This window comes from Burkholderia sp. BCC0398, assembly GCF_902833245.1.
GTDB lineage: Bacteria > Pseudomonadota > Gammaproteobacteria > Burkholderiales > Burkholderiaceae > Burkholderia > Burkholderia sola.
On sequence record NZ_CADFEM010000011.1, the window covers coordinates 204,676 to 230,230 of the forward strand.

Below are 25,555 nucleotides of genomic sequence, written 5' to 3' on the forward strand. Positions count from 1 at the left end.
GGTCAAACAGTGCGTTGCATGAGCCGGTGAATCTCTTCGGGCGTTTGCGCATCGCGCGACGCCTGCCGGATCGCGCGTTCGCTGAACCATCGCGCGGCATCGGCGAGCAGTTCGAGGTGCACGCGGTCGTCCGCGTGCGGCAGCACCAGCACGATGAATTCATGCACGGGCTTGCGGTCCGGCGCGTTGAACGCGAACGGGTACCGCGCGCGAACGAACAGCGCGACGGCCGAGCCGAGCCCGTCGACGCGCGCATGCGGAATCGCGACGCCTTGCCCGAGGCCGGTCGAGCCGAGTTGCTCGCGCTTGATCAGTTCGGCGCGGATCCGGTCGGCGGATACGCCGCTGCCGCGCGCGACATGGCGCGCGATCAGGTCGAACAACTGGCTCGCGCTTTCCACGGGTACATCGAGCAGGATGTTGTCCGGCGGACAAGCGTTGGCGAGCCGGGGCGCGGACGGCGTGCTGCCGCGTCGGTGAGCGAGGGGGGATTGGCCGCCGACGGCGGCCTGCTGCGTTTGCATGCGGATTGCTCCGTGTCGGGATGACAGGGAAATCCTAGATAACCTCGCGTAAAGACGGTGTTAGATACGCGGTGGGCAAGCATTAAAATTTCGTATCGAGCGCCGACGGAGCCGCGCCCGATATGGGCAACCTCAGGTGCCCGACAGTACGAACGGCAGCGTCGTCAGCACAAACACCGAAATGCCGACGACCGGCGCACCGAACGCGATTGCCGCGAACGCGACCGCGGCGCTCGCCAGTACGAGCGTTCTCGACACCCGGCGATGCCGGTCGTGCGCCGTCGTTCGTGCTTCGTGGAGGGTTTCGGTCCGCCGCCCGATCACGTGTTTCCAGAACGTCAAACCCAGCATCATTTCACGGCTCCTGTATGAAAGACGATCGCGACGGGGCATGCGATGCTGCGGAAGCGGAAGGCCCCGTGAATGAAATCAGTGATGCAAAACAACCGGCTAGAATCGGCGGATCGATGGCGCGTCGTTACGCGGCCTGTGTCGATGCACGTGCTCGAACGCATACATTGCGATGCGTGACGACCACATCGACATCGCGTTCAAGCGTGCACGGAAAGGACTACGGCGCGCATCGTCCGCCTGTCGGCAGGACGGTGACTCGGGAAGGTGACGCAGGCGTCCGGCCTGTCAGGCAGAAAAGCAACTCGGAGGACGAGGACGTCGGATGCGCATGGCGCGTGCTCGGTCGTGGATGGCGAACCCATTCTAGTGAACGGATGCGCGGGCGCAAGTAAAAAGGTCGTAAAGGAGTGTGAGTCGCGCGTTACCAGCGGTTCCGCAGACGGTCGATCCTAAAGAAAAACGCGTGACGACTTCCGTCGCCACGCGTTTCCCGTGACTACATGACCGCGCGCATACCGACAAACCGGCGCGCACGCCGCCGCGTCGTCAGAAATCGAACCCCGGCCCGCCCGCGCCCGGGCCGCCGGGCGCGGCGGCCGGCGCCGCATCCTTCGGCGCTTCGAACACGGTCGCATCGGTCGTCAGCAGCAGCCCGGCCACCGACGCCGCATTCTGCAGCGCGGTGCGCGTGACCTTGGTCGGATCGAGCACGCCCGATTCGACGAGGTCGCCGTACTCGCCCGTCTGCGCGTTGTAGCCGAAGTTGCCCGCGCCTTCCGCGACCTTCGCGACGACGACGCTCGCCTCCTCGCCCGCATTCGTGACGATCTGGCGCAGCGGTTCTTCCAGCGCGCGCAGCACGATCTTGATGCCCGCGTCCTGATCGGCGTTCGCGCCCTTCAGTTCACGAATCGCCTGCCGTACGCGGATCAGCGCGACGCCGCCGCCCGGCACGATGCCTTCCTCGACGGCCGCGCGCGTCGCGTGCAGCGCGTCGTCGACGCGATCTTTCTTCTCCTTCACCTCGATTTCGGTCGCGCCGCCGACCTTGATCACCGCCACGCCGCCCGCGAGCTTCGCGACGCGTTCCTGCAGCTTCTCGCGATCGTAGTCGGACGTCGCCTCTTCGATCTGCACGCGGATCTGCTTCACGCGCGCCTCGATGTTCTTCGCATCGCCCGCGCCGTCGATCACCGTGGTGTTTTCCTTGCCGACTTCGATGCGCTTCGCCTGGCCGAGCTCGGCGAGTGTGGCTTTTTCGAGCGTCAGGCCCGTTTCCTCGGCGATCACCTGGCCGCCGGTGAGGATCGCGATGTCCTCGAGCAGCGCCTTGCGGCGATCGCCGAAGCCCGGCGCCTTGACCGCCACCGTCTTCAGGATCCCGCGGATGTTGTTCACGACGAGCGTCGCGAGCGCTTCGCCTTCGACGTCTTCCGCGATGATCAGCAGCGGCCGGCCCGACTTCGCGACCTGTTCGAGCACCGGCAGCAGATCGCGGATGTTCGAAATCTTCTTGTCGTGCAGCAGGATGTACGGGTTTTCGATCTCGGCGATCTGCTTGTCGGGATTGTTGATGAAGTACGGCGACAGGTAGCCGCGATCGAACTGCAGCCCCTCGACGACATCGAGCTCGTCCGCGAGCGACTTGCCGTCCTCGACGGTGATCACGCCTTCCTTGCCGACGCGGTCGATCGCCTCGGCGATACGCTGGCCGATCGATTCCTCGCCGTTCGCGGAGATCGTCGCGACCTGCGCGATTTCCTTGCTCGTGGTGGTCGGCTTGCTGATCTTCTTCAATTCGTCGACGGCCGACGCGACGGCCTTGTCGATGCCGCGCTTCAGGTCGAGCGGATTGAGCCCGGCCGCGACGTACTTCTGGCCTTCACGGACGATCGCCTGCGCGAGCACGGTAGCCGTCGTCGTGCCGTCGCCGGCCGCGTCGCTGGTGCGCGACGCGACTTCCTTCACGAGCTGCGCGCCGATGTTTTGCAGCTTGTCCGCGAGTTCGATTTCCTTCGCGACCGACACGCCGTCCTTCGTGACGACGGGCGCGCCGAAGCTGCGTTCGAGCACGACGTTGCGGCCCTTCGGCCCGAGCGTGACCTTGACCGCGTTCGCGAGAATGTTCACGCCTTCGGTCAACTTCGATCGTGCGATGTCGCTGAAAATGATTTCCTTGGCTGCCATGATTGCGCTCCGTTATTGATTGACGACCGCGACGATGTCTTCTTCGCGCAGTACGAGAAACTCGTTGCCGTCCACCTTGACGGCTTGCCCCGCGTACTTGCCGAACAGCACGCGCTCACCGACCTGCAGGTCGGGCACGATGCGCTGGCCGTCGGTATCCTTGCGGCCGGGGCCGACGGCGATCACTTCGCCCTGGTCGGGTTTCTCGGCGGCGCTATCGGGAATCACGATGCCCGATGCGGTGGTGGTTTCCTGGTCGAGTCGCTTCACGATCACGCGGTCGTGCAAGGGGCGTAGGCTCATCTTTTCGTCCTGTGCTGTTCTGTCGAAATTGGCTGGCACTCTTTAACAGAGAGTGCTGACGAGTATAAAAACGCGCGGCGGTGCGATCCAATAACGGATTCGGAAAAGCATTTGCGCGAATGCGCTTTGGACGGGAAGACGGGGATCGGAGAGGGAGGAGGCGGAAGAAGGCGGCGTCTGCCGCCTTCAGGCGTCACGATGCGACGCGAATCACGACCTTGCCGAAGTGCTGCCCCGATTGCAGGTATGCATACGCTTGCGGCGCCTCGTCGAAGCCGAACACGCGATCGACCACCGGCTTGATCCGTTTCGCGTCGACGAGCCGCACGACGTCGTCGAGCATCGCGCGGCTGCCGACCATGAAGCCGTGCAGACGCCGGAAGCCGCCGATCAGCGGCAGCAGCCCGAGTTCGGGCCCGTCGAAGCTGCTGAGCCCGCCGATCACCGACACGATGCCGCCTGTTTTCGTCGCGGCGAGCGAGCGAGGCAGCGTATCGCGTCCGCCGACTTCGACGACGAGATCCGCGCCCGCACCGCCGGTGAGGCGCAATACTTCGTGTTGCCATTCGGGCGTCGTCCGGTAGTTGATCGTTGCGTCCGCACCGAGTGCACGGGCGCGTTCGAGCTTCGCGTCGCTCGACGACGTGACGATCGTGCGCAACCCGGCGGCCTGCGCGAGTTGCAGCGCGATGATCGATACGCCACCCGTGCCGAGCAGCACGACGGTCGCGCCCGGCGACAGTCCGCCGTCGACGAACAGCGCGTTCCACGCGGTGACGCCCGCGCACGACAGCGTCGCGGCTTCGTCGTAGTCGAGATGCGCGGGGATCGCGACCAGCGCGGCCTCGTCGGACACGAAGCGTTCGGCGAGCACGCCGTCGAATTGCGCGCCGGGCGAACCCGACACTTTGTGCGGTGTCGGCGGCCCGTCGATCCACCGCGGGAAGTACGTATTGATCACGCGGTCGCCCGGCTTGAAGCGCGTGACGTCGCGGCCCGTCTCGACCACTTCTCCGGCGCCGTCGGCGACCGGGATCAGCGCGTCGGTGCCGATACCGAGATAGTCGCCGCGCGCGAACATCAGGTCGCGATAGTTCAGCGCGGCCGAATGGATCCTGACGACGACGCCGGTCGGCCCGACCGCGCGCGGTGTCGCGTCGATGCGCCGGAGCCCGGCAATGCCGTCGCCCGGTTTGATTTGCCATGCATGCATGTCGACTCCTTTTCGAGATAGTCAGGACTATCATAGTGTTGCGCAGGTGGACGCATTGGCGAGAATTCGGCCGACGATTGTCGCCAGCACGGACACAACCCTGTCATCGCACCGGAGCGGAGCGGCATGGATGAACGGCTGAGAGGCGTCGCCGAATTTGTCGACGTGGTGGAATCGGGCAGCTTCGCGGCGGCGGCGCTGCGCCTCGGCATGACGCGCTCGGCCGTCGCGAAGATCGTCGCGCGGCTCGAACTGCGTCTCGGCGCGCGGCTGCTGCAGCGCACGACGCGCCAGGTCGGCCTGACCGACGAAGGGCTCGTCTATTACGAGCAATGCCGGCGGCTGCTGGCGGAACTCGGCGAGACGGAGGCCGCGCTCGACGCGGGGCGCCGCGAGCCGGCCGGGCGCGTGCGCGTCAGCGTGCCGGTGCTGTTCGGGCGGCAGTGCGTGGCGCCCGTGGTGCGGCGTCTCGTCGAGCGCCACCCGCGGCTCGAAATCGACATGTCGTTCAGCGACCGCGTGGCCGACCTCGTCAACGACGGCTTCGACCTGGCGGTGCGCATCGGCGAGTTGGCCGATACGAACGCGCTGATCGGCCGCAAGCTGGGCGTGCAGCGCATGGGCATCTGCGCATCGCCCGCGTATCTCGCGCGTCACGGCCGGCCGTCGGGGCTCGACGAACTCGCGTCGCACGTCGGCATCGCGTATTCGCGCGGCGGACAACCGACGCCATGGCGGGTCATCGGCGCGGACGGCGTGGTGCACGACCATCGCGCGGCCGGCCGGCTGCGGTTCGACGACCTGCAGGCGATCGCCGATGCGGCTGCCGCCGGCGCGGGCCTTGCGTGGCTGCCGTGTTGGCTGATGGCGCCGTACGTGCGCGACGGCCGCCTCGCGCTCGTGATGGACAGCGACAGCGTGTCGGGCGCCGAAGTGTTCGCGGTGCGACCGGCGGCGCGTCACGTGCCGTCGAAGGTGCGCGTGGTCGTCGATGCGCTGGTCGACGAGATTCCGAACATGCTGGCGTCGGACGACGCGAACGGCGAGCGCGGATGACGGCGAGCGGTTCTCCGATGACGACATGACAATCTGGTTGGATGCGTGTCGCACTTTCGTGCGTCTCGCATAGTCAGCCTGAACCCAGTGAGGAAAAACCGGTAAGCCGCTTTTTTCGGGCGACTAGCGCTTGCGTCGTCGCGGATCGATACCGTTTTGTTCGAGCAGCTTGCGCAGCCGCGAGTTTTCGATCCACAGTGAAGCGAACGCGGTCACCGTCATCAGAAGCGGAAACCATTCGCCTGTCGCGCTGATGATCGCCCAGCCTGCGGCCGTGACGATCAGTGCCGTGACGATGAGAAGCAATCGGTCTGCAAGCCAATTCATTGCGCACCCCGAATCGCAGTGTTCGCCTTCAGGCCGAGATAGCTGCGCGGGCGCGGCGCGAGCACTTTCTCGGGATAAGTCGCGCAATTCTTACATGTCCCTTTCCAAAAATTGACCGGCAACTCTAGCAGGTTGTCGAGCAGATCGATCGAGTTTAGATCGGGTGATTGCGCCGGCGATATCCCGCCCATGGTGCCGGGTAGCGCTGACGCTGGCATGCCGATCGGTCGCGGTAACCTTCGCGATTGCCGCGATCGGTGTAGTTTTGCAGCTCTTGTTGGCCGTCTCGAGACTTTTTCTAATGTTTCCACGCCAAGGATGGCGAGGGTATGGAGCGCATTGGTGCGCTACGGCGACGCGTCGCGTGTGTCGGCGCTGTTTTCCTGATACCACCCGCCACCGCGTTGATCGCGCTCGTCGTGGTCAGCGAGACGAGCGGCGGGCTCGCGTGGTGAGGCATGGCGCTCGCGGCCGCCGGTCTGTATCGGGTGATGCGGTATTGAGCGCACGACAGGGACTACCTGGGGCAGGTAACAGAATTTAAAGATTTCCGACGCTGGGAGCACATACGTGCACACATCCGGAATGCGAGCGTCTGCGCGGCGCCAAACAGCGAGCCGCAGCGCCTCGGCGGCATGTCTCGGGGAAACAATGCGAGCCGTCAGTCCCGACGCGCGCAGGTTTTTGCGTGTTCCATGAAAACCGCGAGCTTGTGACATCGTGTTGCGAAAAGTAGATTCGCCCGACGGTAACGCCGGGGTTTCGAATGGCTTCAATCGCAATCGAATTGGGTTCGGGAAAGCGCGCGACACTGACGCGCGCGGGATGTGGAACGTTGTTGGCCAGTCAGCGCGCCGCAATCTCCGAACTGATGCTGCACTGGCCGAAGTATGCAGGCCTGACGACGAATGCGGTGATGTACGTGCGGCAATTGGGCCTTGGTACCGTTCGTGGTGCACCGCTCGATGTGCTCAGGTCCGCCATCGAGGATGGGCGGGTCGTCGTCGAGATTGAGCGCGTGGCGGTGAATGGCGGCGCTTCGGGTGGTCGGCGGTCCCTGCCCCCTTTCCCTCGTGGGAACCGGTTCGGTAGAGTGGCACCCATGGCGTTGCGGTCTGCGGACACGCCAATCCCGAGTTGGGCACGGCCAAGCGATGTATCGGCTGATGAGTTGATACGATACCTGGAGAGCATCATAGCTGGCACAGGCAGTGGTATTGCCGGCATCGCGCCCGTACGGGTTGATAGTGCGCTGCTCAGCGACGCGACACCGTTCTCGCTCGACGACTCACCGTGGGGCGACGCTATGACCACGGCGGCTGTCGACGCGTTTCAAGAGGAACAGTGTTTCGCACGATACGAAATCGACATGGAAATGTGTGCGGCCGCTGGCGCGATGTATAAAGACCCCAGAACCTACGCATTGTGCAGGCAACGTGCTTTCGAATAATTTCAGACCTGTAGAGGACGGTGACATGAGCAAACCGAGACGCGCCACCATCGTGTTTTACGACGAGGAGACCGAACAGGTTACGCTGTGCACGGTGTTTCGCCGCGACGTGCAGGCCGTCCTTGACCGCGAAATGAATGCAGGTGTCGCCATCACGATTCCGCCGCACGCAGAACCGAATGACGGGTGCCCGATTACCGATGAGGACGCGCGGCGATTGGGCGGCATGGCGCTGCTGATGCAGGCGGGTGTACATCCGGAATTGCGCGAACGGCTCAAGTTCGCAGAGTCGGGTTCCATCGACTGGTCCCCCGTTCAGCGCCCGGACACCGACTGAGAATTGGGGTGGGGCGCCTGCATCATGCCGTCGTGATGGTCTACGACGAGAAGAAGGGCGGACGTCCCCGTAAAAGGCGCGGTGCCGGACAAACGTGCGCCGCAATCGCGATTCGCCCGAAGCTGATGCGACGTGATTCAACCTGACGCGGCGAATCAATCGTCGTGCGAGTTGCGGAATACTGGCCTCCTTACATATTCCCCCACCCCGTTAGCATGTGACGAATCCGACTTTGGGCGTTGCGCGCGCGACGCTAAGATCGCCGCTCCCGTAGATCGAGCGTCAACAAGAATGAAAAAGTCCGCGTCGCCGTTGCATGCTTTTCGTTTCCGTGTCGTCTGCGCCGCGATTGCCGGCGCGGTGTCGCTCGCGTCGTGCGGCGGCGTCGACAGCAGTCCGCCGCCGCAGGCCAGCGCGACGCCCGCGGCCAAGCGCCCGAACATCCTGTACATCATGGCCGACGATCTCGGCTATTCCGACATCCATGCGTTCGGCGGCGAAATCAACACGCCGAACCTCGACGCGCTCGTCGCGTCGGGCCGCATCCTGTCGAACCACCACACGGGCACTGTTTGCGCGATCACGCGCGCGATGCTGGTGTCGGGCACCGATCACCATCTCGTCGGCGAGGGCACGATGGGCGTGCCGACCGACGAGCGGCGCGGGCTGCCCGGCTACGAGGGCTACCTGAACGATCGCGCGCTGTCGTTCGCGCAATTGCTGAAGGACGCCGGTTATCACACGTATATCGCGGGCAAGTGGCACATCGGCTCGGGCATCGTCGGCAGTGCGACGGGCAGCGGGCAGACACCCGACCAGTGGGGCTTCGAGCGCAGCTACGTGCTGCTCGGCGGCGCGGCGACGAACCACTTCGCGCACGAGCCGGCCGGCTCGTCGAACTACACGGAAGACGGTCGTTACGTGCAGCCGGGCCAGCCCGGGCAACCGGGGGGCACGGGCGGCAGCCCTGCCGTGTTCTATTCGACCGATTTCTATACGCGGAAGCTGATCTCGTACATCGATGCGAACAAGCAGGACGGCAAGCCGTTCTTCGCGTACGCGGCCTACACGTCGCCGCACTGGCCGCTGCAGGTGCCCGATCCGTGGCTGCACAAGTACGCGGGCGTGTACGACGCCGGCTACGACGCGATCCGCAACGCGCGGATCGCGCGACAGAAGGCGCTCGGCCTGATTCCCGCCGATTTCAAGCCGTTCGACGGGCTGCCGGAGACGACGGCGGCATCGCCCGCGACCGCGAACAACGGCACGGCCAGCGCGAAGTACATCAGCGCGGTGCATTCGGCCGCGGACGGCTACAGCGACTACGGCTCCGGCAAGGTCGACAAGCTGTGGTCGAGCCTGTCGCCGGCCGAGCGCAAGGCTCAGGCGCGCTACATGGAAATCTACGCGGGGATGGTCGAGAACCTCGACTACAACATCGGACTCCTGATCCAGCATCTGAAGGACATCGGCGAATACGACAACACATTCATCATGTTCCAGTCGGACAACGGCGCGGAAGGCTGGCCGATCGATTCCGGCGCGGACCCGACGGCGACCGATACCGCGAACGGACAGGACCCGATCTACTCGACGCTCGGCACCGACAACGGCAAGCAGAACGCACAGCGCCTGCAGTACGGGCTGCGCTGGGCCGAAGTGAGCGCGGCGCCGTTCCGGCTCACGAAGGGCTATTCGGGCGAAGGCGGCGTGTCGACGCCGACGATCGTGCACCTGCCGGGCCAGTCGCAACCGTTGCCGACGCTGCGCGCGTTCACGCACGTGACCGACAACACGGCGACGTTCCTCGCGGTCGCGGGCGTCACGCCGCCGTCGCAACCGGCGCCGCCGCTGGTCAACACGCTGACGGGCGTCGACCAGAACAAGGGCAAGGTCATTTACAACAACCGCTACGTGTATCCGGTGACGGGCCAGTCGCTGCTGCCGGTGCTCACCGGTTCGACGACGGGCGAAGTGCATACGACGCCGTTCGGCGACGAAGCATACGGCCGCGCGTATCTGCGCAGCGCCGACGGTCGCTGGAAGGCATTGTGGACCGAGCCGCCGCTCGGCCCGCTCGACGGTCACTGGCAGCTTTACGATCTCGCGGCGGACCGTGGCGAGACGACCGACGTGTCGGCGCAGAACCCGTCGGTGATCGGCACGCTGGTCGATCAGTGGAAGACCTACATGAGCAACGTCGGTGGCGTCGAGCCGCTGCGTCCGCGCGGCTACTACTGATCGCGAGGCGACACGATGCGGTTGCGTTTCTGGACGATCGGCGCGGCGCTGGCCGCCACGCTGTTCGCCGCCGCGTTCGCGGTGGGTTATGCGAATCCGGCGGTGCCGGCAGGCGGCGCGTTCGACGATCTGAATCGCGGCCGCGCGCTCGCGCCGCTCGGTTCGGAGCGCGAGTGCAAGCGCTATTCGGGGCTGCCGGCGAAGTGGCGCGACGATCCGAAGGCGGGCATGGTGCACTTGCGCGGCGGCGCGTTCGTGTTCGGCAGCACGCGCGGCTATGCGGACGAGCGTCCGGCCGGCGACGGCGCGACGCGCGTCGGCGGCTTCTGGATCGACCAGACCGACGTGACGATCGCGCAGTTCGCAGCCTTCGTGCAGGCGACCGGTTACGTGACCGAGGCCGAGCAGCAGGGCGGGGCGGCGGTGTTCCATGTGCCGACGCGCGACGAGATGAATGCACGCGACCTCGCGTGGTGGTCGTGGGTGAAGGGCGCGTCGTGGCGGCATCCGCGCGGGCCCGGCAGCGACGTGGACGGGCTCGGCAACCTGCCGGTGACGCTCGTCACGCAGCGCGATGCGCTCGCGTATGCGCACTGGCTCGGCCGCGATCTGCCGACCGAGGCCGAATGGGAATACGCGGGCAAGGCCGGCCGCGACGACGCGTCGCTCGATGCGGCGCCGCGCGACGCCAACGGCAAGCCGGTCGCGAACTACTGGCAGGGCGCGTTTCCGGTGCTCGACTCGGCCGAGGACGGTCACGCGGGGCTGGCGCCCGTCGGCTGCTATGCGACGAACGGCTTTCGTCTTTACGACATGATCGGCAACGCATGGGAATGGACGAAGGATGCGTACACGGGCCCGCATCAGTCGCATACGAACGGCGACACCGCAGCCGTCGCACCGTCGACGCGCCGGCACGATACGCCGATGGTCATCAAGGGCGGCTCGTTCCTGTGTTCGCGCGATTACTGCGTGCGCTATCGCGCGTCGTCGCGCGAACAGCAGGAAGCGGATCTCGGCGCATCGCATATCGGGTTTCGCACGATCCTGAGGGACGCGTCGTGACCGCGGGCATCGGGCGATTCGTTTCGGCGTGGCTGCTGGCTGCCTGCGCGGTGATGCAGCAGGGTTCGGCGATGGCTGTCGAAGCCGCCGCACGTGCCGCACCGGCAGTGCGCGTCGGCGTCACGCGCGGCGTGCATGCGCAGATCCTCGACGAAGTGAAGAAGGCGGCCGCCGCGCGCGGGCTGGGCGTCGACGTCGTCGAATTCGACGATGCGTCGCGCATCGACACGGCGCTGGCCGACGGGCGGATCGACGCGGCCAGCTTCGAGGATGCGCAGCGCCTGAGCGCCACGCGCGCGGCGAAAGGCTATGCGCTGACCGCCGTCGCGCCGACGGTCACGCTGCCGATGGCATTCTATTCGCGCAAGCTGAAGAACCTGAACGAACTGCAACCGGGCGCGACGGTCGCGCTGCCCGCCGATCCGCGCGGGATGGCGCGCTCGCTCGTGCTGCTGCAGAACGACACGCTGGTGACGCTGCGCGAAAAAGCCGGCCTGCATGCGACGCTGCGCGACGTGACGGGCAACCGGCTCGCGCTGAAATTCGCCACGCTGCGCCGCGACCGGCTTTACGCGGCGCTCGACACGGCCGCATTCGTCGCGATCGACAGCGACGACGCGGCCCGCGCCGGGCTGCAGCCCGCGCGCGACAGCATCAGCCTCGAGGACGCCCGCTCGCCGTATGCGAACGTGCTCACGGTGCGCGACACTGATCGTGCGAAGCCGTGGGTCGCGCAGCTCGTCGCCGCGTATCACTCGGACGACGTCGCGCGCTTCATCCTCACGCGCTACCAGGATTCGGTGCGGCGGCCGTGGTAGACACCTACCTGCTCGCGTGCAACGCGTGCGGACGCTGCTGCAACAGCGCGCCGACGCTGTCGTTGCGCGAACTGTTCCGGCATCGGCACCGCTTCGTCGGCGCGTTGACGATTCGTCGCGTGCCGAAGCGGCGGATCGGCGAACACTGGCAGGCGGGCGGGCGCGAGCACACGCTCGATGCGGACGACGTCGCGGCCACCGATGCGCTGGCGGACCGGCTGTTTCATCGCGGCGGCGGCGTGCACGGCGAATGGCTCGCGCTGACGCTGCAAGGCTACGACTATCCGTCGCTCGGCCGTTGCGCGGCGCTCGCCGACGACGGCCGCTGCGGCGTGCACGCGAACAAGCCGTCGATCTGCCGCGCGGTGCCGCTCGATCCGATGCTGCCCGACCGGTTGCAGGCCAGCGTGCTTGCGGCACGACACGACGATGCGGCGTGGCTCGGCGCGAACTGCATCGTCGAGGCCGGGAGCGTGCAATCCACAAACGAATCGTCGTTCCCGATTCCGCTGGTGACGGCCGGGCAGGTCGCGGATCGTGCGGCGCTCGACGCGTATCGCGATGCGCTCGTGTTCGAGCGCGCGGTGTGGCGCGACGCCGTATTCGCGTCGCTGACCGACGGCGGGCAGGACCTGCGCGATGCGCTGTCGCGGCTGGCGCCCGGCGGCTACCTGACCGTGTCGATCGTGCCGGTCCTGCTCGTCGTCGCTCAGGTGTCCGCGCATTGCCGCGCGCTGTGCGTCGACTTCATCGACGCGCAGTTGGTGTTGATCGGCGCGAACGTCGAAGCGGCGCTCGCGCGTCGACGGTCCGACGACCGGCCGGCGACGCACGAATTGCGTGGCTTCGCGCAGGCGCTGGAACGGGCGCGACAAGCGCTCGCAGCCATGCCGTCACCCACTGCCGCCACGCGCGACGATGCGTCATGGATCGACGCGTGGCTCGACGATCGCGCCGCCGCCGCTCCGCTCGCCGCTTGACGACGATCGCGGCACGCCGTGCGTGCCTTACACTTGGCGCTCTTTCATCGTGGCAGAGTGAGCGGGCATGTACGCGTCGACCTTCATTTTTCGTGCCGGGCAGTACGACGACGAATTCCACCGGCTCGACCGGCAGATCGCCGACATGGCGCGCGCGACGCCCGGTTATCTCGGCGAGGAAACGTGGGAGAACGCGGAAGCCGGCTTGATCCAGAATATCTACTACTGGGAATCCGAGGCGGCGCTGCGGCAGTTGATCCAGCATCCCGCGCATCTCGAAGCCAAGGCGAAGCAGGCGCGCTGGCTGGACGGGTATCGTGTCGTGATTTCGCAGGTGCTTCGCGAGTACGGCGACGGCAAGCTGACGCCGTCGCGTGCGGAGCCCTCCGCGTAACGGTCGCCGGTCACGCGGTCGCGCCGGTCTCTCCCGGCGTGGCCGGTTCGCGCGCCGCGCGCTCCCAGATCGGGAACGTCGCGTTCTGGATCGACGTCTGCGCGTCGATGACCTTGCGGTGGTCGATGCCGGGCAGGTCGAGCAATCGGTCGACCGCCGCCTTCGCGCCTTCGGCATCCTGCGGAAAGGCACACGCGAACTGCTTGTTCGTATCGAACAGGATCCACCAGACATCCGACACGAACGGCCCCTGGTCGTTGGTTTCGATCAGGATCGCGCCGAGGTCGGACAGCGCGATGCCGCGTGTCGTCCCGGTCTGATCGGTCGACGCGATGCGCGTATCGGTTGCCGTCACGGTCCAGCCGCGCTGCCGGGCAGGCGGACGCGTCGATGCCGGCGCGGCATTCGGCCGGGCCAGGCCGCCGGTGCCGGTGACAGCATCGTTCGGTACGACCCCATCCACGGCGCCGACGGCACCGCTTCGCGTCACGCCATCCTGCCGCTCGCGCCCGTCGATCCACGGCAGCGCGGCGGCGCCCACCATCGCCGCGATCGACAAGTAGTACCCGGCCCCGAACGTGCGGATCGTTTCGTAGTTCGCATCGGTCGGGATCGTATGCCAGCCGAGCGCAAAGACGACGACCACGGCCAGTAGCGCCGACACGGTACGGCTCGGCCTGAGCAGCGCGACGACGAGCAGCGGGTTGCCGAGCCACGCGAATTGCAGGTCGAGGATCGCGAGCGGCCCGAGCGCGAGCACGGTGTAGCCGTGCAACCAGCTTACCGCGCCGACCGCATTCGGCGGTTCGGCCGCGACGGGCAGCAGCAGCGACGCGACATACAGCGCGACGATCACGACGCGCGCGAGGTTCAGGCGGGACGAAGTGGAGCGGATCTGCATGTTGCCTTCTCGTGGTGCACGATCATGCGAAGCGACGAATGCCGGACGGCCGGGCGGTCATTCACGATGCGCGGCGCCGATGTGGCGACGCGCCGATCGCGATTGTGGGCGATTCGCGCGGCGATGTCGAACGTGCGTCATCCAGCGCGTCGGGGTCAAAGCGCTTCGACCAGCAAGCGCGTGCTCTTTTCGCAATACTCGTGACACGCCGCCCGCGCGGCGATCGACGCACCGTGCACGAACCGCGGCGCGTCCGTTCGCCGCGACATCGACACGACGATCGACGGCGGCGACGGCTGCAGCGGCAGCTCGACGACTTCGCCGCTTTCGATCAGCGCATCGACGAACAGCACCGGAATCGCGGCGACGCCGAAACCGTCGCGCACCAGTTGCACGATCACCGAGATCGATGGCGACCCGGTGATGCGCGTCTCCGACAGCGGCACGCCGTGCGCATGCGCGAGCGTGCGGACGATGTCTTCCAGCGCGCGATGGGGCGCTGTGCCGCGCCCGTAGGTGAGGATCGGCTGGCGCAGCACCTGCCGCGCGAGGCCGGTGCGCGTGTTCGGCAGCAGCCCGGCGCGCGCGATCCAGCGCACCGGGTAGTTCGCGAGCGCGTCGCACACGACCGACGCCTCGTCGCTGCCTTCCACGCGAATGATCAGGTCGAGTTCTCCGGCCATCAGCCGGCGCTGCAGCACGACGCTGACGTCGACGGTCAGGTCGATTTCCAGTTGCGGGTAGTCGGCCGCGAGCCGCCGCATGTAATGCGGTAGCCAGCTGTGCACGACCGTCTCGATCACGCCGAGCCGCAGCTTGCCGCGCAGCGCACGCTCGCCGGACGCGGCGGCCTGCAGTTCCTGCGTCGCCTCGACGACGGCCTTCGCATAGCCGAGCAGGTATTCGCCGTTGGGCGTGAGCCGGAACGCGCGGCTGTCGCGATCGACGAGTACGGTATGCAGTTCGTCCTCGAGCGCCTTCAGGCGCTGCGAGATCGCGGCCGGCGTCGCGTGCAGCGCGGCCGCGGTCGTGCGGAAGTTGCGCAGCTTTGCGAGCATGACGAAGGTTTCGAGAAAACGCGTGTTCATGGCAGTCGGGCGAGCAATGGATGCGCAGCTTGCCGGCGACGAAAAGTGAACGGGACCGGGGAAAACCCGCAGACCCGTTAAGAAATTCTATGCAACGGGCGCAAAAAAACTCGTTGGCGACAAAATTTTTTCCTTTCTATTCTTCGCCATATCCGATGACACACCACCGTCATCGCCCCGCCATCCCGATCTGCGACCGACCATCATGACGCCTTCCGAATTCCGCCAGTCCGTGCGCCACGGCGCGTTCCGCGGCCCGACCGCCGGCCATTGCGGCCCGTTTGCCCAGGCGAACCTCGCGATCCTGCCCGACGCGTATGCGCACGATTTCCTGCGCTTCTGCCAGGCGAACCCGAAGGCCTGCCCGCTGCTGGGCGTCGGCGAACCGGGTGCGTTCCGGATCGCCGCGCTCGGCGAGGATCTCGACATCCGCACCGACGTGCCGAGCTACAACGTATATAGGGACGGCCGCCTGACCGAGCAGGTCGAATCGCTCGAAGCGCTGTGGCGCGACGATTTCGTCGTATTTGCGATCGGCTGCTCGTTCTCGTTCGAGGACATGCTCGCCCGCGAAGGGATCGGGTTGCGCCACGTCGAGGAGGGGCGCAACGTGCCGATGTACCGCACGTCGATCGCGAACCGCCGCGCGGGGATTTTCGGCGGCCAGCTGGTCGTGTCGATGCGGCCGCTGCGCGGCGCCGACGCGATCCGCGCGGTGCAGATCACGAGCCGGTTTCCGGGCGTGCACGGCGCGCCGATCCATATCGGCCATCCGCGGGAACTCGGCATCGACGATCTGGACGCGCCCGAATTCGGCGACGCGGTGACGATCCGCGACGGCGAGCTGCCGGTGTTCTGGGCGTGCGGCGTGACGCCGCAAACCGCGCTGATGGACGCGAAGCTGCCGATCGCGATCGCGCATACGCCCGGCCACATGCTGATGACCGACATCACGAACGCGTCGCTGGCCGTGTTCTGACCCGCCGGCCCCGCACGCGACACACCTACGACAGACACACAGCACCACACGCCATTTGATCGGCGCACAACGACAGGAGTACCACCATGGAAAGCAAGACCCTCGCGGCGCCCGCCGCCGAGCCCGCGAGCCGAGAGCGCAGCGGCCTGTTCTCGTGGTACGCGGATGCGCAACCGCGCGAACGCCGCGCGTTCTGGAGCTGCAAGGTCGGCTACATGCTCGACGGGATGGACACGCAGATGCTGTCGTTCGTGATCCCGACGCTCGTCGCGACCTGGGGCATCTCGTTGGCCGACGCAGGCTTCATCGGCACGATCACGCTGCTCGCGTCGGCGCTCGGCGGCTGGATCGCCGGCATCCTGTCCGACCGGATCGGCCGCGTACGCACGCTGCAGCTCACGGTGATGTGGTTCGCGGTGTTCACCGCGCTGTGCGGGCTCGCGCAGAACTATCACCAACTGGTCGCGGCGCGCGCGCTGATGGGCTTCGGCTTCGGCGGCGAATGGACGGCCGGCGCGGTGCTGATCGGCGAAGTGATCCGCGCGCGCGACCGCGGCAGGGCGGTCGGCCTCGTGCAGTCGGGCTGGGCGATCGGCTGGGGGCTGTGCGCGCTGCTGTATGCGCTGCTGTTCTCGGTGCTGCCGGCCGAGCAGGCGTGGCGCGCGCTGTTCCTCGTCGGCCTCGCGCCCGCACTGCTGGTCGTCGCGATCCGCCGCTACGTGAAGGAGCCGGATGTCTACGAGAAGGAGAAGGCCGCGCAGGCGCAAGTGGCCGATGCGCCGAGCCTCACCGAGATCTTCGCGCCGAAGCTGATCACGACGACGCTGCGCGCGGCGCTGCTGACGACCGGCGCGCAGGGCGGCTACTACGCGATCACGACGTGGCTGCCGACCTTCCTGAAGACCGAGCGTCACCTCACGGTGATGGGCACCGGCGGCTATCTCGCGATGATCATCTTCGGTTCGTGGGTCGGCTACCTGACGAGCGCGTACCTGACCGACCGCCTCGGCCGCAAGCCGAACTTCATCCTGTTCGCGGTCGGCTCGATGGTGATCGCGTTCGCGTACACGTCGCTGAACCTGACCAACGCGTCGATGCTGTGGCTCGGCTTCCCGCTCGGCTTCTTCGCATCGGGCATCTTCTCGGGGATGGGCGCGTTCCTCACCGAGTTGTTCCCGACCCGCGTGCGCGGCTCCGGCCAGGGCTTTTGCTACAACGTGGGCCGCGCGATCGGCGCGCTGTTCCCGTTCCTGATCGGCGCGCTGTCCAAGCAGTACGGGCTCGGCACGAGCATCGGCATCTTCGCGGTCGCCGCGTACGGCGTGGTGATCGTCGCCGCGCTGACACTGCCCGAGACCCGCGGCCGCGAACTCGACGCCGCCTGACCGACGGCAGCGGCGGGGCCGTCGGCCCCGCGCTTTTTTCCCTTTTCATCGACACCGTGACACGGCGTGCGACGCGCGCCGTGCGGCGGCGCTCGTCCCTCGATTCAACGACGCATCGACCGACATCATGACTGACCGACACCTTTCCTCCGTTCCCTCCGACGCCGCGCGCTGGCAATTCTGGATCGACCGCGGCGGCACGTTCACCGACATCGTCGCGCGGCGGCCCGACGGCACGCTCGTCACGCACAAGCTGCTGTCGGAGAACCCCGAGCAGTACCGCGACGCGGCCGTGGCCGGCATCCGCCACCTGCTCGGCCTCGCGGCCGGCGAGCCGATCACGCCCGCGCAGGTCGACATGGTGAAGATGGGCACGACGGTCGCGACCAACGCGCTGCTCGAACGCAAGGGCGAACGCACCGCGCTCGCGACGACGCGCGGTTTTCGCGACGTGCTGCGTATCGCGTACCAGAACCGGCCGCGCCTGTTCGATCTCGACATCGCGCTGCCCGACGCGCTGTACGAGACGGTCGTCGAGATCGACGAGCGCGTCGGCGCGCACGGCGACGTGGTCGTGCCGCTCGATGTTCAGGGTGCCGAAGCGTCGTTGCGTCGCGTGTTCGACAGCGGCGTGCGTGCGCTCGCGATCGTGCTGATCCACGGCTATCGCCATACCGCGCACGAACGGATGCTGGCGGCGCTCGCGCGCCGCATCGGCTTCACACAGGTGTCGGTGTCGCACGAGGTGTCGCCGCTGATGAAGATGGTGTCGCGCGGCGATACGACCGTGGTCGACGCATACCTGTCGCCGATCCTGCGCCGCTATGTCGAGCAGGTCGCGCACGAGATGCCCGGCGTGAACCTGCAGTTCATGCAGAGCAGCGGCGGCCTCACGCGCGCCGACGCGTTCCAGGGCAAGGATGCGATCCTGTCGGGCCCGGCCGGCGGCATCGTCGGGATGGTGCGCGCGGCGCGTGCGGCCGGCTTCGAGCAGGTGATCGGCTTCGACATGGGCGGCACGTCGACCGACGTGTCGCACTACAACGGCGAATTCGAGCGCGTGTTCGAGACGCAGGTGGCCGGCGTGCGGATGCGCGCGCCGATGATGAGCATCCACACGGTCGCGGCCGGCGGCGGCTCGGTGCTCGGCTTCGACGGCGCGCGGCTGCGCGTCGGACCCGAATCGGCCGGCGCGAACCCGGGGCCGGCGGCGTACCGGCGCGGCGGCCCGCTGACGGTGACCGACTGCAACGTGATGCTCGGCAAGATCCAGCCCGATCATTTCCCGCGCGTGTTCGGCCCGCATGCGGACCAGCCGCTCGATCGCGACGGCGTGGTCGCGAAGTTCGCGGCGCTCGCCGACGAGATCCACGCGGCGACCGGCCGGCGCGAGACGCCCGAGGCGCTCGCCGAAGGATTCCTGGAGATCGCGATCGGCAGCATGGCGAACGCGATCAAGAAGATCTCCGTGCAGCGCGGCCACGACGTGTCGCGCTACGTGCTGACGACGTTCGGTGGCGCGGGCGGCCAGCACGCGTGCGGCGTGGCCGATGCGCTCGGGATGACGCAGGTGTTCGCGCATCCGCTCGCGGGCGTGCTGTCCGCATACGGGATGGGCCTCGCCGACCAGACCGCGATGCGCGAGCGCGCGGTGGAAGCCGTGTTGTCCGACGAATCGCTGTCGGCGCTGAACGCGGCGCTCGACCGGCTGGCCGACGAGGCCATCGGCGCGCTGCTCGAACAGGGTGTGCCGCCGGAGCGGATCACGACCGAGCGACGTGTGCACCTGCGCTACCAGGGCACCGATTCGGCGCTCGACGTGCCGGCCGGCTCGGTCGCGGCGATGCAGCAGGCGTTCGAAACCGCATATCGGCAGCGCTACGCGTTCCTGATGCCCGGCACGCCGCTCGTCGCCGAGCTGGCGTCGGTCGAGGCGATCGGCCGCTCGGACGCGCCGGTCGACATCGCGCCGCTCGCACCGCGCGAGGCGGGCGCGGCGCCGCAAGCGCACGCGGCCGTGCGTTTTTATTCCGGCGGCCAGTGGCACGACGCGGCGCTGGTCGTGCGTGACACGCTGCGCGCCGGCGACGCGATCGACGGCCCCGCGATCGTCGCGGAGCAGAACGGCACGACCGTCGTCGAACCTGGTTGGCGCGCGGAGATGACCCCACAGGGCAATCTCGTGCTGACGCGCACGACGCCGCTGCCGACGCGCCGCTCGCTCGGCACCGACGCCGATCCGGTGCGGCTCGAGATCTTCAACAACCTGTTCATGTCGATCGCCGAGCAGATGGGGCTGCGGCTGCAGAACACCGCGTACTCGGTGAACATCAAGGAGCGGCTCGACTTCTCGTGCGCGATCTTCGACGGCGACGGCAACCTGATCGCGAACGCACCGCACATGCCCGTGCATCTCGGCTCGATGGGCGAGAGCATCCGCACGGTGATCGAGCGCAACCGCGGCCGCATGCGCGACGGCGACGTGTTCACGCTGAACGACCCGTACCACGGCGGCACGCACCTGCCGGACGTGACGGTCATCACGCCGGTGTTCGCGGACGGCGCCGACGCGCCGCTGTTCTACGTCGGCTCGCGCGGCCACCATGCGGACATCGGCGGCACGACGCCGGGCTCGATGCCGCCCGATTCGACCCATATCGACGAGGAAGGCGTGCTGATCGACAACTGGCAGCTCGTGTCGGCCGGCGTGCTGCGCGATGCCGAGACGCGCGCGCTGCTGGCATCCGGCCGCTATCCGGCGCGCAACGTCGAGCAGAACATGGCCGACCTGCGCGCGCAGGTCGCCGCGAACCAGAAGGGCGTCGACGAGCTGCGCCGGATGGTCGCGCAGTTCGGCCGCGACGTCGTGCTCGCGTTCATGACGCACGTGCAGGACAACGCCGAAGAAGCGGTGCGGCGCGTGATCGGCGCGCTGCAGGACGGCGCTTACCGCTATCCGCTCGACAACGGCGCGGAGATTCGCGTCGCGATCCGCGTGGATCGCGCGGCGCGGTGCGCGGAGATCGATTTCACCGGCACGTCCGCGCAGCTCGACAACAACTTCAACGCGCCGAAGGCCGTCTGCATGGCGGCGGTGCTGTACGTGTTCCGCACGCTCGTCGGCGACGACATTCCGCTGAACGCCGGCTGCCTGAAGCCGCTGACCGTGATCGTGCCGGCCCGCTCGATGCTGAACCCCGACTACCCGGCGGCCGTCGTGTCGGGCAACGTCGAGACGTCGTCGGCGATCACCAACGCGCTGTACGGCGCGCTCGGCTGCGTCGCGTCGAGCCAGGGAACGATGAACAACTTCACATTCGGTAACGATCGAGTCCAGTACTACGAGACGATCGCGGGCGGCAGCGGCGCGGGCGACGGCTTCGCGGGCGTCGCCGCGGTGCAGACGCACATGACGAACTCGCGGCTCACCGATCCGGAGGTGCTCGAATGGCGCTACCCGGTGCGGCTCGATTCGCACCGGATCCGCGCGGGCTCGGGCGGCGGCGGGCGCTGGCGCGGCGGCGACGGCGCGGTGCGGCGGATCCGCTTCCTCGAGCCGATGACCGCGTCGATCCTGTCGAACAACCGGGTCCACGCGCCGTTCGGCGCGGCGGGCGGCGAAGCCGGCGCGCTCGGCCGCAACACGATCGAGCGGGCGGACGGCACGGTCGAGGCGCTCGACCACATCGGCCGCGCGCAGATGGCGCCCGGCGACGTGTTCGTCGTCGAAACGCCGGGCGGCGGCGGCTACGGCGCGGCAGGCTGAGCCCGCGCACCCGGCGCGGATGCGCCGCGCCGGGTGCGACGGGGGCGGGCGGAGGATATTGCAACGAACTGTGGAATAAAGCCGCGTATTCGCGCACGAACGGAATCAAAAAACACGGGAAACTGCGGATCACGGGATCCGATTCGACCCTGCCGCCACAGGCTCCCGAAAGATCAGGCCCCATATCGATGGACCGGCCCCGAACGCCCGCCCGGCGGGGCTTTGGGGCCTGGCACGCCGCTCCCGATGCGCACCGCCCCGTGCGCGCATTCGCCAGCCGCCAATCATGAAAACTCCGGTCTGCCAATCGAGTCCCGATTCCTTGACACACTTCTCTAAATGTGAGTGCAAATCTTCATTGTCATTTGATAAGATGGCTCTCATCATTCCGTAAGGCAGAACCTGCGCGCATCACGCGCGAACGCCGGTCGCATCAGCTGCAAACAAGTACGGGACGAGGCCGCTGTCACGGCAATCACGGCCGCCCTGCGGGGCACGTGCGTCGCGGCCCGGGAAGGCGGTGGGGTCACTCGCCTCCGTCTACACTGTGCGTTTTTTTTGGATCGGGGCGTGTCCATGGATGACGAAAACGATAGCGCGGTGCTCGAGGCGCACGTCGGTACGCGCAGCCCCTGCTGGCGTCTCGGCAGCGACAGCAATGCACTCGAACTGGCCGCGGTCCGCGGGCTGACCAACGTCGCGGTCGCGCTGACGGTCGAACAGGCCGGGCGCATCCGTGCGCTGACCGGCGTCACGTCGCACCTCGTGCTCGACATCGTGCTGTTCGGCAGCACGGTCAGCCTCCACCTCGTCGGCAGGATGGTCAATACGGTCGACTGGGCCGGCACGGCGTCCGCCTATTCCGATACCGAGTCCGTCGCCGGCGACCTGTCGCACGGGCTCGCGTTCGCCGAGCAGGTCGTGTCGGAAGTGAATTCGCTCGTCGTGATCCTCGATCGCAACGGGATGGTGCAGCGCTTCAACCGCCTGTGCGAGGAAGTGACCGGCAAGCGCGAGGTCGACGTGATCGGCCGCAGCGCGTTCGAGCTGTTCATGAGCCCGGAGCAGGGCGCGCAGTCGCGCACCAACATCACGGGCTTCTTCGCGAGCAACCAGTCGTTCGCGGTCGAGCGCTACATCAATACGGTCAACGGGCCGCGCCTGTTCCAGTTCCGCAACAAGTTCGTGCAGAGCGGCAGCGGCGTCGAAGAGCAGTTCCTGATCTGCTCGGGCATCGACATCACCGAGGAGCGCAACGCGCAGCAGCGGCTCACCGAACTCGCGAACACCGACGTGCTCACCGGGTTGCCGAACCGCCATGCGATCAGCGAGCGCATCCACGCGGCGATCGCGCAGGAGGACGCCAATACGCGCGGCCAGGTCGGCATCCTGTTCCTCGATCTCGACAACTTCAAGCGCGTCAACGATCACTACGGGCACATCACCGGCGACCGCCTGCTGCAGGACGTGTCGGCGATCATCAACGGCTGCCTGCCGTCGGGCGCGACGCTCGCGCGGCTCGGCGGCGACGAATTCCTCGTGCTGTTCGAACACGGCACGCGCCCGCTGCTCGAAGCGACCGCGCAGATCATCCTCGAACGGCTGCGCACGCCGATCCATCTCGGGCTGATGGAGGTCTACACGAGCTGCTCGATCGGCATCGCGATGTACCCGCAGCACGGCGATTCGCTCGAGACGCTGATCCGCTGCGCCGACACCGCGATGTACGTCGCGAAGGAGGAAGGCAAGCATACGTATCGCGTGTTCTCGCTCGAGATGAACCAGAAGGTCGCGAAGTACATGTGGCTCGACACGAACCTGCGCAAGGCGCTCGAGGAAGAGCAGTTCGTGCTGTACTACCAGCCGGTCGTCGACATCGCGACGGGCGACGTGCACGGCGTCGAGGCGCTGATCCGCTGGCAGTCGCCCGATCGCGGGCTCGTCGCGCCGATCGAGTTCATCCGTTTCGCGGAAGAGTCGGGGCTGATCGCGCCGCTCGGGCGCTGGGTGATGCGCACCGCGGCCGCGCAGGCCGCCGCGTGGAAAGCGAAGGGGCTCGGCATCCGGATCGCGGTGAACGTGTCCGCTCGGCAGTTGCAGGACATGAACATCGTCCATCAGTTCGCGTCGATTCTCGATGGCGCGGGGCTGAAGCCCGGCCTGCTCGACATCGAGCTGACCGAGAGCTGCTTCATCGAGGACGAGGAGGCGGCCATCGGGCTGATGCGGCAGTTCCGCCAGCTCGGCGCGGAGATCCATCTCGACGATTTCGGCACCGGCTATTCGTCGCTGTCGCAGTTGTCGCGTCTGCCGCTCGACGCGATCAAGCTCGATCGCACCTTCATCACGGCCATCGACCGCAACCCGCGCTCGCAGGCGCTGGTGCACTCGGTCGTGTCGCTCGCGAAGGCGCTGAATTTCGCGGTGGTCGCCGAAGGCGTCGAAACGCATGCGGAAGCCGAATTCCTCAAGCAGCTCGACGTCGATCACGCGCAGGGCTACTACTACGCGCGGCCGATGCCGGCGCAGGCGTTCGAGGCGTGGCTCGCGGAGACGAGAAAGCTCAGGCTGATCGCTTGAGCGTCGTTCCGGAAAAAGGCGCCGCCGGCCGTCGGCGGCGCCCGTCGCATTACACCGTGCGCAACTTCGACACGCGCCGGTTCTGCAGCATCACCAGGCGTTCCATGTACGCGAGGTCCTTCGGCTCGATCGTGAACGCCGCATGCACCCACGCTTCCGTGATGTCCATCAGCTCCGAGCGCGACAGCTGGAACACGCGATCGCGGGCGCGCAGCATCGCGCGGATGCCGTTCAGCTTCGGCTTCGCCACGTCGATGAAGGTGCGCGTCGCCAGATACGCATCACCTGCTTCGAACGTCTCGTCGATCAGCCCCTGATCTTCGTACCACTCGGCCGCATGCGCTTCGCCGGTCGCGATCAGCGATTCCGCGAGGCCGCGGTTCGCCTTGCGCGCGACCAGCGAATAGCCGCCCATGCCCGGGAACAGGTTGAACGCGATCTCGGGGAACCCGAGTTTCACGCCCTTCTGCGCGAGCACGTAGTGATGCGCGAGCGCGGCCTCGAAGCCGCCGCCGAGCGCGCTGCCCTCGACCATCGCGATCGAGATCGCGCCGGTGCCGAAGCCGGTGTAGATCTCGTACACGCCGTCGATGCACGAGCGCGCGTAGGCCATCAGTTGATCGCGCCGGCCGCTGCGGATCGCGTCGACGAAGAAGCTCAGGTCGCCGCCGACGTTGAACAGCTCGGGGACGAGCGAGCCCGTCACCCAGAAGTCGAACGTGAGGCCCGAGTCGCGTGCGACGCGCGCGAGATGGATGATGTCGGTGACGAGTTGCTGGTTGAAACACGGCCGCGGCTCCGATCGCAGCATCATCCACATGACATTGCGGCCTTCTTCGTAGAAGGCGGTCAGTTGCGAGAGTTCGCCGGCTTCGTAAAACGGGCGGCATGCCGGATGAGATTGGAGTTGCATGGTATGTCCTCGTGAGATGTGGTTTTTAAAGCGCGCCGCGCCAGGCGCCATGCGGGAATCGGGTCGCCTGCATGGCGCCCGGCGCGAGGCATCGCCATTGTTGCGCGCGCACAAATGTCGAATTGCGGGGAAAAACGCACGACCGGGACGCCGGTGCGGATCGCGTTCGGGCGAAGCGGCGGGGACGACGGACGGCGGAACGAGGGGCCGACGTCGGCGGGGCGGAGGGGGCTGGCGCGGAGCGGGCGCGGCGGCGATGACGCGGCCGGCGTCGCCGGTCGCTTACGCGCCGGAAAGCGCGTCGGGACGCCGATCGGCCGTGGCGGGTCGGGCGACCGGCGTCGGGGCGGCTCGTCTCGCCGCGAGCGTGAGAGATCGCGCGGCGCACATGGCCGCGCGGTGTCGATCGGTTTCGGACGCCGCCGCTCGAGATGCCGCGCCGTCGGCAAGATGCCGAAGCCGATCACGCCGCCCGCGACGCGAACGCAATCACGCGGTCAACGGATCTCGAAAGCGCCGTCGCTCGGCATCACGTTTCCTTCCCGACGGCGCGGCTTGACGCTCGCCGGCACGGCGCCCACACTGGGCCGCACGACGGCCACGCGCGCGGGTGGCGCGGGCGGCCGTCATGTGCGCGTCATGCAGGCACGGCTGCCGCACCGGCGCGCGGCGCTGGCGTCCGGCAACGAACGCG

The 25,555-nt window shown here is 67.4% G+C and carries 22 protein-coding genes; 13 read left to right on the top strand and 9 right to left on the bottom strand.

Features of this window, described 5'->3' with window-relative positions; all coding sequences use genetic code 11:
• Positions 1 to 2: 2 nt before the first annotated feature.
• From HWX76_RS24135 to HWX76_RS24155, 5 genes are all read right to left on the bottom strand, one after another.
• A complete protein-coding gene (locus HWX76_RS24135) occupies positions 3 to 524 on the bottom strand; it encodes a PTS sugar transporter subunit IIA (protein WP_176016451.1) in 522 nt (173 codons plus the stop codon).
• Between the two features lie 132 nt (positions 525 to 656).
• Positions 657 to 878, bottom strand: a complete 222-nt coding sequence (locus tag HWX76_RS24140) for a hypothetical protein (protein WP_050017247.1) — start codon at positions 876 to 878, stop codon at positions 657 to 659.
• 546 nt (positions 879 to 1,424) lie between these two features.
• Positions 1,425 to 3,065: a chaperonin GroEL gene (gene groL, locus HWX76_RS24145; protein ID WP_050017246.1), complete on the bottom strand. Its 1,641-nt coding sequence runs from the start codon at positions 3,063 to 3,065 to the stop codon at positions 1,425 to 1,427.
• A gap of 12 nt (positions 3,066 to 3,077) precedes the next feature.
• On the bottom strand, positions 3,078 to 3,368 hold the full coding sequence (locus tag HWX76_RS24150; protein ID WP_011694564.1) for a co-chaperone GroES: 291 nt from the start codon (positions 3,366 to 3,368) through the stop codon (positions 3,078 to 3,080).
• 193 nt (positions 3,369 to 3,561) lie between these two features.
• Positions 3,562 to 4,581 (bottom strand): NAD(P)-dependent alcohol dehydrogenase, encoded by a 1,020-nt coding sequence (locus HWX76_RS24155; RefSeq protein WP_124638399.1) that lies wholly within the window; start codon positions 4,579 to 4,581, stop codon positions 3,562 to 3,564.
• A 126-nt stretch (positions 4,582 to 4,707) separates the two neighbouring features.
• Here HWX76_RS24155 and HWX76_RS24160 point away from each other — a divergent pair, with 126 nt between their 5' ends.
• Positions 4,708 to 5,637, top strand: a complete 930-nt coding sequence (locus HWX76_RS24160) for a LysR substrate-binding domain-containing protein (RefSeq protein ID WP_176016452.1) — start codon at positions 4,708 to 4,710, stop codon at positions 5,635 to 5,637.
• Between the two features lie 123 nt (positions 5,638 to 5,760).
• Here HWX76_RS24160 and HWX76_RS24165 read toward each other — a convergent pair whose 3' ends face one another.
• Positions 5,761 to 5,943, bottom strand: coding sequence for a hypothetical protein (locus HWX76_RS24165; protein WP_244138010.1), 183 nt, complete (start codon positions 5,941 to 5,943; stop codon positions 5,761 to 5,763).
• A gap of 350 nt (positions 5,944 to 6,293) precedes the next feature.
• Here HWX76_RS24165 and HWX76_RS36950 point away from each other — a divergent pair, with 350 nt between their 5' ends.
• From HWX76_RS36950 to HWX76_RS24205, 8 genes are all read left to right on the top strand, one after another.
• Positions 6,294 to 6,419, top strand: coding sequence for a hypothetical protein (locus HWX76_RS36950; protein WP_256975687.1), 126 nt, complete (start codon positions 6,294 to 6,296; stop codon positions 6,417 to 6,419).
• 311 nt (positions 6,420 to 6,730) lie between these two features.
• A complete protein-coding gene (locus HWX76_RS24175) occupies positions 6,731 to 7,414 on the top strand; it encodes a hypothetical protein (RefSeq protein ID WP_176016453.1) in 684 nt (227 codons plus the stop codon).
• Between the two features lie 25 nt (positions 7,415 to 7,439).
• Positions 7,440 to 7,751, top strand: coding sequence for a hypothetical protein (locus HWX76_RS24180; RefSeq protein WP_050017241.1), 312 nt, complete (start codon positions 7,440 to 7,442; stop codon positions 7,749 to 7,751).
• Between the two features lie 291 nt (positions 7,752 to 8,042).
• Entirely contained in the window at positions 8,043 to 9,992 is a 1,950-nt protein-coding gene (locus HWX76_RS24185; protein WP_050017240.1) for an arylsulfatase, read from the top strand.
• A gap of 15 nt (positions 9,993 to 10,007) precedes the next feature.
• Complete coding sequence (locus tag HWX76_RS24190; protein ID WP_176016454.1) at positions 10,008 to 11,057, top strand: formylglycine-generating enzyme family protein; 1,050 nt, start codon at positions 10,008 to 10,010, stop codon at positions 11,055 to 11,057.
• 53 nt (positions 11,058 to 11,110) lie between these two features.
• The gene (locus tag HWX76_RS24195) at positions 11,111 to 11,875 is read left to right on the top strand and encodes a MetQ/NlpA family lipoprotein (RefSeq protein WP_244138015.1); all 765 of its coding nucleotides are present in this window, start codon (positions 11,111 to 11,113) and stop codon (positions 11,873 to 11,875) included.
• Complete coding sequence (locus HWX76_RS24200; protein ID WP_176016456.1) at positions 11,869 to 12,855, top strand: YkgJ family cysteine cluster protein; 987 nt, start codon at positions 11,869 to 11,871, stop codon at positions 12,853 to 12,855. Before HWX76_RS24195 ends, HWX76_RS24200 begins: the two co-directional genes overlap by 7 nt.
• A gap of 67 nt (positions 12,856 to 12,922) precedes the next feature.
• Entirely contained in the window at positions 12,923 to 13,249 is a 327-nt protein-coding gene (locus HWX76_RS24205) for an antibiotic biosynthesis monooxygenase (RefSeq protein WP_050017237.1), read from the top strand.
• Between the two features lie 10 nt (positions 13,250 to 13,259).
• Here the strand turns inward: HWX76_RS24205 and HWX76_RS24210 are convergent, their stop codons facing one another.
• Together HWX76_RS24210 and HWX76_RS24215 are read right to left on the bottom strand one after the other, a co-directional pair.
• On the bottom strand, positions 13,260 to 14,150 hold the full coding sequence (locus tag HWX76_RS24210; protein ID WP_176016457.1) for a hypothetical protein: 891 nt from the start codon (positions 14,148 to 14,150) through the stop codon (positions 13,260 to 13,262).
• Positions 14,151 to 14,305: 155 nt separating this feature from the next.
• Positions 14,306 to 15,238 (bottom strand): LysR family transcriptional regulator, encoded by a 933-nt coding sequence (locus HWX76_RS24215; RefSeq protein WP_050017235.1) that lies wholly within the window; start codon positions 15,236 to 15,238, stop codon positions 14,306 to 14,308.
• A 205-nt stretch (positions 15,239 to 15,443) separates the two neighbouring features.
• On the opposite strand from HWX76_RS24215, the gene HWX76_RS24220 reads away from it, so the two are divergent.
• From HWX76_RS24220 to pdeR, 4 genes are all read left to right on the top strand, one after another.
• The gene (locus HWX76_RS24220) at positions 15,444 to 16,217 is read left to right on the top strand and encodes a putative hydro-lyase (RefSeq protein WP_176016458.1); all 774 of its coding nucleotides are present in this window, start codon (positions 15,444 to 15,446) and stop codon (positions 16,215 to 16,217) included.
• Positions 16,218 to 16,303: 86 nt separating this feature from the next.
• Complete coding sequence (locus HWX76_RS24225) at positions 16,304 to 17,602, top strand: MFS transporter (RefSeq protein ID WP_176016459.1); 1,299 nt, start codon at positions 16,304 to 16,306, stop codon at positions 17,600 to 17,602.
• Positions 17,603 to 17,729: 127 nt separating this feature from the next.
• Positions 17,730 to 21,368 carry a hydantoinase B/oxoprolinase family protein gene (locus tag HWX76_RS24230; RefSeq protein WP_176016460.1) on the top strand — a complete coding sequence of 1,213 codons (3,639 nt, stop codon included), beginning with the start codon at positions 17,730 to 17,732 and terminating at the stop codon, positions 21,366 to 21,368.
• A gap of 576 nt (positions 21,369 to 21,944) precedes the next feature.
• Complete coding sequence (gene pdeR / locus HWX76_RS24235) at positions 21,945 to 23,948, top strand: cyclic di-GMP phosphodiesterase (RefSeq protein WP_176016461.1); 2,004 nt, start codon at positions 21,945 to 21,947, stop codon at positions 23,946 to 23,948.
• Between the two features lie 49 nt (positions 23,949 to 23,997).
• Here pdeR and HWX76_RS24240 read toward each other — a convergent pair whose 3' ends face one another.
• The gene (locus HWX76_RS24240) at positions 23,998 to 24,861 is read right to left on the bottom strand and encodes a crotonase/enoyl-CoA hydratase family protein (protein ID WP_050017230.1); all 864 of its coding nucleotides are present in this window, start codon (positions 24,859 to 24,861) and stop codon (positions 23,998 to 24,000) included.
• Positions 24,862 to 25,555: the final 694 nt, after the last annotated feature.

What these genes read in the sequence shown, in the direction of transcription:
- HWX76_RS24135 (WP_176016451.1), bottom strand. Translation starts at nt 524, where the DNA reads ATGCAAACGCAGCAGGCCGCCGTCGGCGGCCAATCCCCCCTCGCTCAC.
- HWX76_RS24140 (WP_050017247.1), bottom strand. Translation starts at nt 878, where the DNA reads ATGATGCTGGGTTTGACGTTCTGGAAACACGTGATCGGGCGGCGGACC.
- groL (WP_050017246.1), bottom strand. Translation starts at nt 3,065, where the DNA reads ATGGCAGCCAAGGAAATCATTTTCAGCGACATCGCACGATCGAAGTTG.
- HWX76_RS24150 (WP_011694564.1), bottom strand. Translation starts at nt 3,368, where the DNA reads ATGAGCCTACGCCCCTTGCACGACCGCGTGATCGTGAAGCGACTCGAC.
- HWX76_RS24155 (WP_124638399.1), bottom strand. Translation starts at nt 4,581, where the DNA reads ATGCATGCATGGCAAATCAAACCGGGCGACGGCATTGCCGGGCTCCGG.
- HWX76_RS24160 (WP_176016452.1), top strand. Translation starts at nt 4,708, where the DNA reads ATGGATGAACGGCTGAGAGGCGTCGCCGAATTTGTCGACGTGGTGGAA.
- HWX76_RS36950 (WP_256975687.1), top strand. Translation starts at nt 6,294, where the DNA reads ATGGAGCGCATTGGTGCGCTACGGCGACGCGTCGCGTGTGTCGGCGCT.
- HWX76_RS24175 (WP_176016453.1), top strand. Translation starts at nt 6,731, where the DNA reads ATGGCTTCAATCGCAATCGAATTGGGTTCGGGAAAGCGCGCGACACTG.
- HWX76_RS24180 (WP_050017241.1), top strand. Translation starts at nt 7,440, where the DNA reads ATGAGCAAACCGAGACGCGCCACCATCGTGTTTTACGACGAGGAGACC.
- HWX76_RS24185 (WP_050017240.1), top strand. Translation starts at nt 8,043, where the DNA reads ATGAAAAAGTCCGCGTCGCCGTTGCATGCTTTTCGTTTCCGTGTCGTC.
- HWX76_RS24190 (WP_176016454.1), top strand. Translation starts at nt 10,008, where the DNA reads ATGCGGTTGCGTTTCTGGACGATCGGCGCGGCGCTGGCCGCCACGCTG.
- HWX76_RS24195 (WP_244138015.1), top strand. Translation starts at nt 11,111, where the DNA reads ATGCAGCAGGGTTCGGCGATGGCTGTCGAAGCCGCCGCACGTGCCGCA.
- HWX76_RS24205 (WP_050017237.1), top strand. Translation starts at nt 12,923, where the DNA reads ATGTACGCGTCGACCTTCATTTTTCGTGCCGGGCAGTACGACGACGAA.
- HWX76_RS24210 (WP_176016457.1), bottom strand. Translation starts at nt 14,150, where the DNA reads ATGCAGATCCGCTCCACTTCGTCCCGCCTGAACCTCGCGCGCGTCGTG.
- HWX76_RS24215 (WP_050017235.1), bottom strand. Translation starts at nt 15,238, where the DNA reads ATGAACACGCGTTTTCTCGAAACCTTCGTCATGCTCGCAAAGCTGCGC.
- HWX76_RS24220 (WP_176016458.1), top strand. Translation starts at nt 15,444, where the DNA reads ATGACGCCTTCCGAATTCCGCCAGTCCGTGCGCCACGGCGCGTTCCGC.
- HWX76_RS24225 (WP_176016459.1), top strand. Translation starts at nt 16,304, where the DNA reads ATGGAAAGCAAGACCCTCGCGGCGCCCGCCGCCGAGCCCGCGAGCCGA.
- HWX76_RS24230 (WP_176016460.1), top strand. Translation starts at nt 17,730, where the DNA reads ATGACTGACCGACACCTTTCCTCCGTTCCCTCCGACGCCGCGCGCTGG.
- pdeR (WP_176016461.1), top strand. Translation starts at nt 21,945, where the DNA reads ATGGATGACGAAAACGATAGCGCGGTGCTCGAGGCGCACGTCGGTACG.
- HWX76_RS24240 (WP_050017230.1), bottom strand. Translation starts at nt 24,861, where the DNA reads ATGCAACTCCAATCTCATCCGGCATGCCGCCCGTTTTACGAAGCCGGC.